The 12,513-nt window shown below is 49.4% G+C and carries 12 protein-coding genes; 10 read left to right on the plus strand and 2 right to left on the minus strand.

The window, feature by feature from the left end:
• The 6 genes from FC75_RS13005 to FC75_RS08415 all read left to right on the plus strand — a co-directional run.
• On the plus strand, nt 1–189 hold a 189-nt coding region (locus FC75_RS13005), incomplete at its 5' end, for a hypothetical protein (protein ID WP_235808722.1).
• A gap of 156 nt (nt 190–345) precedes the next feature.
• A complete protein-coding gene (locus tag FC75_RS08395) occupies nt 346–951 on the plus strand; it encodes a TetR/AcrR family transcriptional regulator (protein WP_056989630.1) in 606 nt (201 codons plus the stop codon).
• Between the two features lie 114 nt (nt 952–1,065).
• Nucleotides 1,066–2,415, plus strand: a complete 1,350-nt coding sequence (locus tag FC75_RS08400; protein WP_056989635.1) for a DUF2252 domain-containing protein — start codon at nt 1,066–1,068, stop codon at nt 2,413–2,415.
• 111 nt (nt 2,416–2,526) lie between these two features.
• Nucleotides 2,527–2,889, plus strand: a complete 363-nt coding sequence (locus FC75_RS08405; RefSeq protein WP_054665376.1) for a hypothetical protein — start codon at nt 2,527–2,529, stop codon at nt 2,887–2,889.
• A 114-nt stretch (nt 2,890–3,003) separates the two neighbouring features.
• Nucleotides 3,004–3,849: a hypothetical protein gene (locus tag FC75_RS08410; protein WP_054665380.1), complete on the plus strand. Its 846-nt coding sequence runs from the start codon at nt 3,004–3,006 to the stop codon at nt 3,847–3,849.
• 198 nt (nt 3,850–4,047) lie between these two features.
• Entirely contained in the window at nt 4,048–5,082 is a 1,035-nt protein-coding gene (locus tag FC75_RS08415; protein ID WP_056989631.1) for a YihY/virulence factor BrkB family protein, read from the plus strand.
• Between the two features lie 86 nt (nt 5,083–5,168).
• Here FC75_RS08415 and FC75_RS08420 read toward each other — a convergent pair whose 3' ends face one another.
• Both FC75_RS08420 and FC75_RS08425 read right to left on the minus strand, forming a co-directional pair.
• Nucleotides 5,169–5,642 (minus strand): glutathione peroxidase, encoded by a 474-nt coding sequence (locus tag FC75_RS08420; protein WP_054665383.1) that lies wholly within the window; start codon nt 5,640–5,642, stop codon nt 5,169–5,171.
• A gap of 96 nt (nt 5,643–5,738) precedes the next feature.
• A complete protein-coding gene (locus FC75_RS08425) occupies nt 5,739–6,203 on the minus strand; it encodes a flavodoxin (protein ID WP_054665386.1) in 465 nt (154 codons plus the stop codon).
• 401 nt (nt 6,204–6,604) lie between these two features.
• Between FC75_RS08425 and FC75_RS08430 the strand changes: the two genes are divergently transcribed.
• The 4 genes from FC75_RS08430 to FC75_RS08445 all read left to right on the plus strand — a co-directional run bounded on the left by FC75_RS08430 (nt 6,605) and on the right by FC75_RS08445 (nt 12,502).
• Nucleotides 6,605–7,540, plus strand: a complete 936-nt coding sequence (locus FC75_RS08430; protein WP_054665389.1) for an NAD-dependent epimerase/dehydratase family protein — start codon at nt 6,605–6,607, stop codon at nt 7,538–7,540.
• 18 nt (nt 7,541–7,558) lie between these two features.
• A complete protein-coding gene (map, locus tag FC75_RS08435; protein ID WP_056989632.1) occupies nt 7,559–8,353 on the plus strand; it encodes a type I methionyl aminopeptidase in 795 nt (264 codons plus the stop codon).
• A gap of 785 nt (nt 8,354–9,138) precedes the next feature.
• Nucleotides 9,139–10,167 (plus strand): acyltransferase family protein, encoded by a 1,029-nt coding sequence (locus FC75_RS08440; protein WP_056989633.1) that lies wholly within the window; start codon nt 9,139–9,141, stop codon nt 10,165–10,167.
• A gap of 394 nt (nt 10,168–10,561) precedes the next feature.
• Entirely contained in the window at nt 10,562–12,502 is a 1,941-nt protein-coding gene (locus FC75_RS08445) for a hypothetical protein (protein WP_056989634.1), read from the plus strand.
• The last annotated feature ends 11 nt before the right edge of the window (nt 12,503–12,513 follow it).

The raw sequence follows: 12,513 nt of genomic DNA on the forward strand, positions 1-12,513 counted from the left end.
CATGGCCTTTTTGGTCTAGTCGCTAAGGTGTTGCACTTGAATTGTAAACTGGGGAATGAGTTTTTGTTTTCTTATCGTCAGGGTGGTTTTTCCGCGATTTTCACAACACTGCGCCGGTCCGGATCACGCCTCAAGATAACGCGTGCACAACAGTTGTTCACCCAGGCAAAGATAGCGGGTGAAGCTTAGACACCAAAGGTTACAGCGGCCATCACATTATTATAAAAATTGTTAGATATTCATTGTCTTTATACCCTAATCTGTTAAAATAACGAGGTAAGTGTAAGCATTTTGTGTAGGGGGTTTATGTTTCAATAGAATATCCGGCAAATAGGGGGAACTATTATGGCACGGAAAAAAACAATTACGCATGATCAAATTCTTAATGCGGCGTATGCGTTGGTGGTCGAAGAGGGCTTTAAACACTTTACTGCGCGCAACATCGCCAAGCGAATGGGGTGCTCGACGCAGCCGATTTACCTCGAGTTCACCAACATGGCGGATCTGAAGCAGGCGGTGCTGGACGAAATCAAGCAGACGCTGGAAGTCAAAATGAGCCGCCGCTTCACCACCGATCCCATCGTGGATCTGGGACTGGCGTACATCAATTTTGCGCTCGATAACCCGGCACTTTACCGGGCGGTGTTCATCGAGGATCACTTCGGGGTCGAGGACATGCGGGAGTTTGCCTTCCACACTGCCATTGAGCGGCTTGACGACTACGCGCCGGCGGAACAAATCAGTGAGGAGCAGCGGCGCAACACCATCTCTGGGCTGTGGATCGTTGCGACCGGCATCGCCAACCTGATGGCCCCGGACTTCATTGAGATCTCGCGGGAGCAGATGATCGAGATCCTGCAGGCCGTGATTCACGACTTCATCGTGAACAAGCGCTTCGCCAAGGATTCCGTCAAAATGGATCTGCGCGCCGCACTGAAAAAAGCAGAATAAATAATGTCAGCACCATGAGAGAGTCGCTCCGGCTTTCTTTTTTTATGCGCTTGCACAAGTTTATTGCTTGCGCTAAGTTGAAAGCGGAAAGCGGGTGATTTTATGCGAGCGGAAATGATCGAAGAACTCAAGAAGCTTCAGCGGCAGACCAACATCACCAACATCGCCGCCTTACATGATCTGGGCAAGGCGCAGCGGGAGACTGTGCCGCTGTCTTCGCTGGGCGATCGGCCCATCATTCAGCGAGACCCGGTGGCGTTTATTGACGCGATTGAGGCCAACCTGATCCAGGAGTTGTTGCCGCAGCGGCACCAGAAAATGGGGGCCAACCCAGCGGCCTTTTTCCGCGGAACCGCGGAGCTAATGGCCTATGACCTCAGCCACGAGCCGCAGTCGCACCTGCGCGTGCTGACGGACGGGGATGCCCACCTGCAGAACTTCGGCTTCTACGCGTCGCCTGAGCGCAATATGCTGTTTGACCTCAACGATTTCGATGAGGCTGCGCCAAACTCCTTTGAATTCGATGTCAAGCGGCTGACCACGTCGATTTATCTTTTCGGCGGCCAGGAGCACTTCGGCGAGGCGGCGGTCGATCAGCTGGTGAAAGACGTCGCGCGCACCTACCGCAAGACGTTGAAAAAGGCCTTCAAGACCGGGGCGTTGGAACGGTTTTACGCCAGCACAGCGGTCGACAACTTGGTGGCCGAGCTGCCGGCCGAAGAGGATGCACAGTTTGTCCGCGACGTGGTCAAAAAGGCGGCCAATCGCGATAACGAGTCGGTCGTCAAGAAGTTCACCGTGATGCACGGCACCCACCTGCGCTTTAAGGACGATCCGCCAAGGTCGGTTCACCTTGAGCAAGGGCAAGAAATTGCGATGATGCACGGGTTCTTGCAGTACCAGCAAACCACCCGCGCGGATGTGGCGCTGCTGCTTGGTCAGTACCACATTACCGACATCATTCGCCACTCGGTTGGGATTGGCAGTTTTGGCACCAGCAGTTATTTGATGCTGCTGACAGGGCTGGGCGGCTCGCACCTGGTTCTGCAGGTCAAAGAGGCGCTGCCAAGGCGCCGGGACCTGCTGCCGTCGCGCTTGGAAGTCACGCTGAACCAGGAAGTCAGCGAAGGCCAGCGCATCATTTCGTCCACGCAGATTCTGCAAAAGGCCTCGGATCCGTTCCTGGGCTGGTTCAACGCCTTCGGCAAAAGCTTTTACGTTCGCCAGTTCCGCGACATGAAAGGGTCGATCGACGTTTCGGCGTTGTCGTGGACCCAGTACCAGGCCTACTGCCGGGTGTGCGGGTACCTGCTGGCGATGGCGCACGCGCAAAGTCCCATGGCCGCCGTGGCCGCCGGCTACATGAACAAGGACTTTGACGCCGCGATCCAGCACTGGGCCAAGGATTACCTGCACCAGGTGACGGCCGACTACGCGGCGTTCATTGAGAAGTATGACAGTTGAGCGCTTCAAGGCGCCGGTCGATGCGGCGCCTTTTTGCTGGAGTCGAATTCGTTGACTCACTGGCCAAAACTCCCTACGCTGGGCTCAAAAAGGAAAAGCGGGGGCTTGGCGATGGCGACGACACTCAGTGCGCTGGTGGTGGAAATGGCTGCTGAACGGCCGGTGATCACGGTCACCGACCAGGGGCTGATCAGCTTATTGTTCAGTTTTTCAGATGCATGGCAGCCGTTGCCCAGTGCGGTGGCGCCAGACGACACGCTTCAAAGGGGCATCTTCGCGGCCCAGGCCGCGCAGTTGGTCGCGCACGCGAGTCTTGGGCTCGCATTGCACATGCAGCCGCGGCGGTTTGTCTACGCGGCCTATTTCGACGCGCCGGTACCAGCAGTGCAGCAGTTTTTCCTGCATGCTGGCCAGTACGAGTTCATCCTCGTGCGGCCTAACCAGTTGACGCTGACCCTGGTTGACTTCCTATAAGGGCCTGCTCAGCCGATTTTAACGTTTGTGTAAGACGTCTCCGGAATCACTGCTCGTGGCCGTGAATTCGGTTACAATAGACTTGCAAGCAATTTACCTTGGAGGCGAACAATCATGAAACAAAGCATTCTGATTATTCCACTGGCGCTCTTGGTCTTGGGAACCGCGGCCTGCGGCAATTCGTCCAGCACAAACGATTCATCCAGCAGCAAGGCCAGTTCCAGCAAGGTCGTCAAAAAGGCGACTAAAAAGCATAAGAGTCAGAAAACGGCGCAGTCGGCCACCACGTCTAAGGCGGCTGCGTCTTCCAGCAGTACCAGCAGCAGTCCTGCAACGGCCAGCAGCAAGCCGGTCGACCGGCTGACCCAGGTGAAGCAGGCCGTGCAAGCAAAACTACCTGGGGCTAAGTTCCCGAGCAGCTACACGGCGGCGGCCGGCAAGAGTTTGAACGTGCAAGCCATTGGCAACAGCCAAAACTACGGCTTGTACCTGAGCGAGGGCCGCGCGCTGCCATTCAACGATGCCAGTTTGGACGGGTTGATCGCACCGGTCGCCATTAAGAAGACAACGTACACGACCCCCGCCGCTGCCGAGGCGCAGATCAACTATCGGGCGGTCCAGGCGGGTCTGCCGACCGTCAGTGTGGGCGATCATCTGACCGCCACCGAGGAAGGTGCGGCTGGTTCAACTTACCTGACTTGGGCGGAAGGGCGCTGGTCGCTGTCGCTGCAGTCCTCAACCATCAACGGCGAAAAACCGCTGCCGCTGGCGAACCAAGTCACCAGTCTGCTGAGCAAAGAGATGCTGCCGGTGCCGGCTGGGCACGGCGCCATCAGCCTGACCACCACGACCACTAACACCCGGAATAATTCGGTGTCCTGGCGTGAGGGCAATGCCCTTTACACGGTGTCCAGCACGGATCCGCTGAAGGCGCTGCAGACGGCGATTGATTTGAAATAGCCGCCAGGTTCAGCCACGAGGCCGGTTGGCCGTGGTCAGCATTCAACAGCCCGACTGCCACTGCGGCGGTCGGGCTGCTTTTATGCGCAGAAACTCGTGGCCGCCTACTTTTCGGCGACCTATACACTTTCCTGACGTGGGCGATTGTTAGTTTGGTATAATCAAAGAAGATGGCGGTGGTGAAGGGAGGGAACAGTGATGAGCAGCAGTGGGCCAAAAGCGGTGATCAAGCACAGCAGTAGGCGAAAAGTGAAACTTACTGAGGCCCAGAAGCAGGCCGTGCATTCAGGGCAGATTCCCTTGGCCAGCATCCGCGTCTCTCGCGGCATCAAGCTACGTGAGGCAATTAAGCTCATGTACGACCGCGTGATGGATGCGCAGATCGGGGTCATGTCAGCTGCACTGGCTTACTATACTTTGCTTTCACTGTTTCCAATATTCATTGTGGTCGGGAACCTGTTGCCATTTTTTGGGTTCAGCTACGCTCAGATCCAAGGATACCTGACCCAAGTGATTCCGACCGACGTGATGAACTTTATCAATCCCATTATCAAAAACCTGATTGCTACCTCGTCCGGTTCAGTACTTTCCGCCGCTGGGCTGGTCACCTTATGGACTGCAGGCCTCGCGGTGAATGGGCTGAAAACCGGATTTAACCGCGCGTATGACGTCAAGCCGCGGCAGAATTATCTGGTGCAGCGGCTGCTTTCGATGCTGATGCTGTTTATCTTGGTGCTGATGCTGGGTGGGGTCATGGTGATGTACACGTTTGGTCGCCAGTTTCTTGAGTGGCTTGTTCCGTTGCTGCACTTGTCGACGGCGTGGCTCGACACGTTTAACACCTGGCGCTGGCCGGTAACGTTGTCGTCACTGTTCCTGATCATCTTCGTCATCGACTTCTTTCTCCCCAACGCTCGAATCAAATTTTGGACGATCCTGCCTGGGGGGACATTCACCGTGGTCGGCTGGTTGGTGCTCGGCCAAGTCTTTTCCTGGTACATGCGCCACTTCGGCACCCGAATCTCCACCTATGGCACCTTGTCCACGGTGATTGCCTTGCTGCTGTGGCTGGACGTGATGGCGATGCTGTGGTTGATCGGGGTTGTCGTCAACGCCATCATTGCTGAGTACTACGGCGGGCACCCTAAGAGTAGTAAGGGGAAAGTCCACGATTTCATGCGGAAAAACCGAGATGAACTGGTGGCACGGCGGACGGATGACTTGTTTAAGTAAAAATTGAGCAGTGGGATTCACCCACGGGCCAACGCAAAAAGGACTTGCTCGACTGCAACTGACAGTTGGGTGAGTCCTTTCGTGATTTATAGCAGCTTTTTAATGGCTGGAAGCATGTCATTGGGTTTCGTCTTTGGGGCGAATCGTTCAATCACGTTGCCTTCGCGGTCGACTAGGAACTTGGTGAAGTTCCACTTAATTTTCTTTGAGCCTAAAGCGCCTGGTGCCTGTTCGGTCAAAAATTTGAACAGCGGCTGGGCGTCTTCGCCGTTAACCGGTCCGACTTCATGCATTGGGAAGGTGACGCCATACGTGGTGCGACAGGCCTGCGCGGCTGCCTTACCATCGCCAATTTCCTGGTGGAACTGATCAGAAGGAAAGCCCAGAATGATGAGTCCCTGATCTTGAAACTGCTTGTAAATTTCTTCCAGTTGGCCGAATTGTGGGGCAAAGCCGCATTTCGTGGCGGTGTTAACAATGACCATGGGCTGACCGCGATACTTGCTTAGTGGGTACTTGGTGCCGTCTTCCAGAGTGACAGTGTAATCATAAATGCTCATATTACCGTGCCTCCTTTAATGTGGTCATTGTACCGCGAAGAATCAGCAGCGCACAAGCTAATTGTCTTCTAGCAAAGATTGATTCAAGTCTGCGAATCAGACATTCAGTTCTTTGGCTTTATCGACTAGTTGCTTGGTGAACTTTTCGAGTGCTTTGATGTCGTCGGCCTCAGGGGAGAGGTCGATTTTGACGTTGTCAGCGCACTTAGTCGCCCCAGATTGGGCGAAGGCCTTGTCAAAGTCATCGACGGCGGTCGCAAAATCGTCGTAGAAGTGATCACCGCTGCCGCAGCAGCCGTAAACCTTGCCTTTAAGATCGGTTTCCTTTAAGTCATCATAAAAGTCTAGTGATTCGTCTGGCAGGATACCTTCATCCCCGTCAGAGTATGTATAAGTTGCGGTGACACAGATTTCTGCGTCTTTGAAATCCTCAGCCATGGCCTGGCTGACTTCGGTAGCATCAACGGTGTAGCCGTACTTCTCAAGCTCTTCCGCCACGATATCGGCGATTTCTTCATTATTGCCAGTTAGGCTGGCGTAAACAATTTTTGCAGTTGGCATTATTTATTGTCCCTTCATTGTTTTGCTTGTCTTGATATGCTCATTCTAACCGAATGATTATAGCAGATATGCTTCTTCTAAAGGAACAGTAGTCGTCTGTCTGAGCACATTCTGTGTGCGGGTCAGTACTGAAGAATGATCTAGCAGATTTAATGTGTTTTTGAAAGATTTCTTGCTCGACTTTCATAGGTTAGTCTACCGGAGTACTGCTTATAAAGGTTCTGTACAGGGCAGTAATCACCTATTTCTCTATAGCTGAGAGACATTTTGCGGATTCTTAAAGTGAAGATTTTTCCTTCCTGATCGTCTGCTAAAATATTGCTTTGTGGCCAGACCGTTGAGGGATGGCCGTTTGTGTTAAAATTACTAATGGAGTATTTACTAACTGATGGAGGCGTCGTATGGCTAGTTATCTAATCACAGGTGGAGCCGGATTTATTGGTTCAAACCTGGTTGAGCTTTTGCTTCAGGCACCAGACACGACAGTCACAGTGGTCGATGATTTATCCATGGGCAGTGTGAACAACATTCCGCAGTCGGATCGTGTCACTTTTATTCAGCACACGATTACGGATCATGAGTTCATGAGTCAGTTGGTGATTGAAAACAAGTTTGATTACTATGTTTTACTTGCTGCAATTGCCAGTGTGGCCGATTCGGTTGAGCGGCCCTACGAAACACATCAGGTCAATCAAGAAGCCAATCTGAACATCATTGAGACGCTTCGCCGAGAGAAGCTGCCATTCAAAAAGCTCTTCTTTTCAAGCAGTGCGGCGGTCTATGGTCAGCTACCAGAGATGCCGAAGCGCGAGGATCAGGCGGTTCAGCCGCTCACGCAATACGCAGTTGATAAGTATGCGACTGAGCGGGCTATCATTAACTATGGTCGGCTGTATGATATGCCGATGGTTTGTGCGCGTTTCTTCAACGTTTATGGGCCTAAGCAGAACCCAGCCTCACCTTACAGTGGGGTGCTGTCGATTATGCTGGACTGCCTAACAAATGATAAACCATTTTCCTTCTTTGGGGACGGGTCACAAACCCGGGACTTCGTTTATGTTGGTGATGTCGTCAATGCCATTCGTGGTTTATTACAGACGCCAGCGGCCCGAAATGATGTTTTCAACATTGCCAATGGTAAGCAAACCAGTCTAATGACGGTTGCCAAGCAGCTGGAAAGTTTGACGGGCAAGAAATTAAATGCTAGTTTCAAGCCAGGGCGCTCCGGTGACATTCACGATTCGTTTGCGGATGCTTCGAAGATTAACGCACTAGGTTTCATGACGCACACGCCGCTTGAAGATGGTTTGGCCAAGTACGTCGCATCAGTAAAATAATTAGGGAGATGCAAGTTTTTGATCACATTAAAGTCTGATCGTGAAATTGAAGGTATGGCCAAGTCTGGGGAGATTCTTGCGGGCATGCATCATGCCGTGAAGAAAATCATCAAGCCCGGGGTGTCAAGCTGGGAAATTGAAAAAGTTGGCCGCGAGTACATTGAATCTCACGGAGCCATTCCTGCTGAGCTGGGGTTTGAGGGGTATAAGTACGCCACTTGTGTCGCCATCAACGATGAGGTTGCGCATTCGGTTCCTCGTAAGGGTCTTTACCTCAAGGATGGTGACATTGTCACCGTTGATACGGTAGTTAACTGGCAAGGCTATATGTCCGACTCCGCTTGGACATACGCAGTTGGTAAGATTTCACCGAAACGTCAAAAGTTGATGGAAGTCACTAAGAAAGCCTTGTATCTCGGCATTGACCAAGCAGTCGTTGGTAATCGGCTTGGCGATATCGGTTATGCGATTCAGCATTACACCGAAGACGAGATGGGCTATGGCGATGTTCGTGAGCTGATTGGTCATGGTATTCAGCCGACCATGCATGAAGCGCCAAACGTTCCTCACTACGGTGAACCGGGCCATGGTCTTCGCCTTAAGGCGGGGATGACCATCACGATTGAGCCGATGATCACCACTGGGACCTGGAAGATCAAGGCTAAGCAGGTGCCCAACGATGACTGGGAATATTACGTCACTGCTGATGGCTCTGACTGCGCCCAGTATGAGCACACCTTGGTTATTACGAATGACGGACCAAAGATTCTTACAAGTGAGGATCATGAGGCCGACGCGAAGTATATGCTGTGATTCACTGACCAGGTTGACGCGAGTCGGCTTGGTCTTTTTACATCCCGGTGTAGAGGCCAAATGCGATAAAGTGTAGTGCCATGTTGTAACAAGCAACAGACTGGACCTCCGGCCGCCAGAGCGGTGGAAGTCCGGTTGAAAACTGTTGCGCATCAAGAGCAGGAGAAACGTTGGTTCAGAAGATAAGACCCTGATAGGTCTCCGGACATTGATGTATATTTACGAACATACTAGCGATATTTTTTAGTCGTTCTCGGCTCTCTATCCCGGAATCAAAGCAGCCAGAAGTGGTCTGGTTGGTGATAGGCGATACCAGATCCACTCGAGCGTTTATTCAGACGATTAAATAATTCGAATTTCGAATATTGGCCTGCTTGTGGTCTGCTTGGAAACGCTCTGGGCATTCTAGCAACGTTTTTTGCCTTGTTTAAAAGCTTCGTTGGATGCTATTTTTCTCGTTGCGGGTTGCTTGCTTGGGTGCAGTGTTCGTGCGGATATTTGTCATAGTCTGTTTTTCCATCTGGGAGTGCCATTTGCCAGATGGACTTCAATGGTCGCAATTACTCTTTTCCTAGGTGGGGTTCAATTGCTATCTCTTGGAATCATTGGGTTCTATGTTGGTAAGATTTTTCCTGAAGCAAAAATTTCATATCTATTATAAAAAGGAACGAGAGATGGATTCAAAAATCAGCCATGATATCAGCAAATGATTGTAATGATTTTTTCTTCAAGAGCTTAGATCGTTATTGTAGTAGATTAACGAGTCAATTATTCAAGGGTGCGAAATGAGTCAACGAGTTGCTAAATGGGATAATGTGAAGTTCATTTTAATTTGTTTTGTTGTGCTGGGACATGTCATAGATCGATTTGGAAGTAGTGGCGGCTTTATCGGGGCGGTCGGCTTTTTTATTTACGTCTTTCATATGCCTGCTTTTATCTTTGTTAGCGGTCTTTTTTCTAAGCGAAACATCAAAGAACACCGTTATTCGAGAATATTTCTTTATTTTGAATATTATCTGATGCTCAAAGTTCTTCTGATTGTCACTCAGTTCTCAGCCCTGGCGCAGGCCTGGAAATCATTTTCTTTATTAATGGAAAGTGGAGTTCCTTGGTATCTTCTAACGCTCTTTTTGGCTCAGATAGTATCTATTTTTCTTCAGCGATTTAGTGGGAGAAACGTCCTACTCGGTTCAATAGTGATTGCTTGTATTGCAGGCTATATCGCACAAATTGGCGATTTTATGGCCTTATCTAGAACCATTGCGTTCTTTCCCTTTTTTTATGCTGGGGTGTTGACTAATCCCCGTGATCTTGCTGAAAAGTTTAAGAACAAGCGGCTGTTACTGGTTGGGTTAGTTATTCTTACGCTGGCTTTTGCGGCCATTTGGGTTCTTCTACCTCATCTTGGTTCTTTATGGCTGTTCCTGACAAACCGGATGTCTTTTAAATATGGGACCTCTGTCGTACCTGTCTGGGGTGGCTTGATTCGACTGGGTTATTATCTTGTTGTTACTGTGATGATGTTGGCGTTCTTTTCGCTTGTTCCGTACGGGCATACCTTTTATACCTTGCTTGGAGCAAAAACAATGCAAATATATGCTTTTCACATCGTCATTGTGCGTTTGTTAGAGGATCTGCTGAACGTTGACGGGCTGTTGAAGCAAGTAATTCCAAGCTCATTCTGCGTCATAATGATTATCACAATTTTAGCAATCGCGATTTGCTTGACGCCACCAGTTAGTTGGTTCAACCGTTGCCTTTTCCCTACGGTATCTGATTTGAAGAAGTTCTGGGCGACGCTGAGCCGAAACTGAAGTGAAGGGGGGTCTTGATTGTTATTAAGCATACTCCGGTGCGGAAAGTGGATTAGCTGAGCCTTACTTATTACGGTAGTTCATTTGCAGTACAAATGAACTACGTACCTTATTTTGAGGCTTATGGTTTTGATTGGTTGACTATTTTGCCAGCAAAATCATGGTCAAGTCGGTAAAGTTTTAGTCTGCATCTAGCAGCCCATCTTAGCCTCTGATTGAGGAAAAATTTTGAGCAGCGAAGAACGATTAGCTTTCACCGACTCTGACATAACACTGGATAAAGTGTTATGTGATTTACAGTCCTGCTTTTGTCGGAGTTAATTCTTAAATATTTGGAGACTCTGTTATAATTACTTTTAGTTTGCAAAATTTGTTTAATTATCAGGTGACGTTTATGAGTAGCAATTCATCGAAAAGTGATAGGCCTTTAAAAATGAGGTTGGCCATTACAGTACTCGGAATCGTTTTTGCGACCGCTGTAATTTTTTCACAGATAGCCTTTGGGGACAACGGCGTTTGGCTTTACACTATCTCTACAAAGGGTATGGACATTAAGTGGGCATTAGGTGTCCTCTCTGCGTACGGACTCCGGATATTGGCGATGACAGCCCTGATTTGGGCCATGGGGTTAGTTGTACGACGTCGACAAACAGTAGCAGCTGCAATGAAAGTCTGGCTGACCACTGTTTGGATTGGTATTGTTCTGCTAACCGGGCTATTGGTTTTAAATAGTCAGATGTGGCATGCTTCTCTGTATAATACGGTTTTTCTGATCAGTCGAAACGCTTTTCCGATGGTTTCTGGGTTAATTGTGTTTATTCTTCTAGAGCCCTATATTGAGAAACGAGCTTCAGACCAACGCTTTAGTCTTTTAGTTTGGATTTTATTAACACTCGATATCATCTTTAACTTGGATATTTTACATTTTGGTAATGGTGCCACGTTTACTGGTATTTTCATCGCCGGGTGCATTGCTCTAATTCATACCAGACGGCCGGAGTGGCTTTCGAATAAATCTCTGTGGTTGCTGGCCATAGCTGTTTTCTCCTTGTTGTTCATGGGTTGGGCATTATCGAGTCGCCAGATGGCAATGGTGAACTCCATTCGCTTCGTTACAATGTTCTCGCCGCTCACGGTCGGTCCGGCTATTTGGTTGCTTCAAGTCCTCGAAAAGTTACCAGGGCTCCGTCCGCAACATGGTGAGAAGTCAAAGTTACTATCATTTAGCCAAGGCGCTGTGTTAGTTGCACTTTTTACAGCTTCTTATAGTCCTTTTTCTAACTATCTTGGTGGAACCTTGAATCGTGTGAAACGATTCTTGCCTGGGGGCCTTCGGGTGGTTGCAGCTCCTGTGGCGTCTTTAATTGTGGCGGTCTTTCTTGTCATAGTGACAGTTGTTGTCGTGAGTCTGATTCGTCATTTTCAGCTTTGGAAGAGGTTCGACAGATATTGGCATACCGATTTTTGGGATGCCTTAGGGCTACTACGCAATCATGCTGGAGATATATTCTCACGGATATGGTCTGAGTATTATCGCCCTATTGTGGCTTTCGGAACGTTTTACGTCACCCAGGCAATTGCAACGCTGCTAATGAGTACCTCATTGCAGATGACTGAGTTGATGACTCACAAGACAGACAGTATTTTTTCAACCGTTGTCTTAAGTTATCCTTTCAAGATTCTTGGTACGGTCCTGATTATGGGTGCTGCATACTGGATTCTCGAGGCGTTCACGAACCGTTACTGGCTTTCCGTGATTACGATTAATGCATTTTGCCTCGTGTATGCGATTGCCAACCGACTTAAAATCATTAGTCGTGCCACACCGGTTGTTCCGTCTGATATGGCCGAGTTAGGGTCGTTTAAGGAAATTCTTAGTTTGGTTAATCCACTTGTTGTTTGGGGTGTTTTGATCGGACTAGTTCTTGTGGTGGTCGCGATTGTTTTGGTTGAGCGTCGTGCAAGTAAGGTGATTCAATCTTGGCCGAGCCGGATCACAAAGGTTCTTGTCAGCCTTGTTTTTCTTCTGGGATTAGGAAAGATGGGTGGAAGCTATTCTTTCTCTCGAAATGTTCTGGAAGTGTTTGGTATCTATAATAACGGCAGCGCCAATATGCTCCTATATGCCCAGGAAAATGGGCCAATAATGGCATTCTTAAGTCAGCTAGACGTCAAAATAATGGACCAGCCTAAGGGATACTCGAAGCAAGCAATCAATAATATTGTTAAGAAATACCAAGTTCGAGCTAGGACAATCAACAAAACTCGGACAGTTGAGCCAAAGAACTTAACCTCAATTTTCAAGTCAAGTGCAACGATGATAACGAATCCTTGATAGTGGTCTAG

The sequence above is a fragment of the Lacticaseibacillus camelliae DSM 22697 = JCM 13995 genome (genome assembly GCF_001436615.1).
Lineage (GTDB): Bacteria > Bacillota > Bacilli > Lactobacillales > Lactobacillaceae > Lacticaseibacillus > Lacticaseibacillus camelliae.

Coding starts and splice junctions, on each gene's coding strand:
- FC75_RS08425 (WP_054665386.1), bottom strand. CDS start 6,203: ATGCCAACTGCAAAAATTGTTTACGCCAGCCTAACTGGCAATAATGAA.
- FC75_RS08430 (WP_054665389.1), top strand. CDS start 6,605: ATGGCTAGTTATCTAATCACAGGTGGAGCCGGATTTATTGGTTCAAAC.
- FC75_RS08415 (WP_056989631.1), top strand. CDS start 4,048: ATGAGCAGCAGTGGGCCAAAAGCGGTGATCAAGCACAGCAGTAGGCGA.
- FC75_RS08445 (WP_056989634.1), top strand. CDS start 10,562: ATGAGTAGCAATTCATCGAAAAGTGATAGGCCTTTAAAAATGAGGTTG.
- FC75_RS08405 (WP_054665376.1), top strand. CDS start 2,527: ATGGCGACGACACTCAGTGCGCTGGTGGTGGAAATGGCTGCTGAACGG.
- FC75_RS08395 (WP_056989630.1), top strand. CDS start 346: ATGGCACGGAAAAAAACAATTACGCATGATCAAATTCTTAATGCGGCG.
- FC75_RS08440 (WP_056989633.1), top strand. CDS start 9,139: ATGAGTCAACGAGTTGCTAAATGGGATAATGTGAAGTTCATTTTAATT.
- FC75_RS08420 (WP_054665383.1), bottom strand. CDS start 5,642: ATGAGCATTTATGATTACACTGTCACTCTGGAAGACGGCACCAAGTAC.
- FC75_RS08410 (WP_054665380.1), top strand. CDS start 3,004: ATGAAACAAAGCATTCTGATTATTCCACTGGCGCTCTTGGTCTTGGGA.
- FC75_RS08400 (WP_056989635.1), top strand. CDS start 1,066: ATGATCGAAGAACTCAAGAAGCTTCAGCGGCAGACCAACATCACCAAC.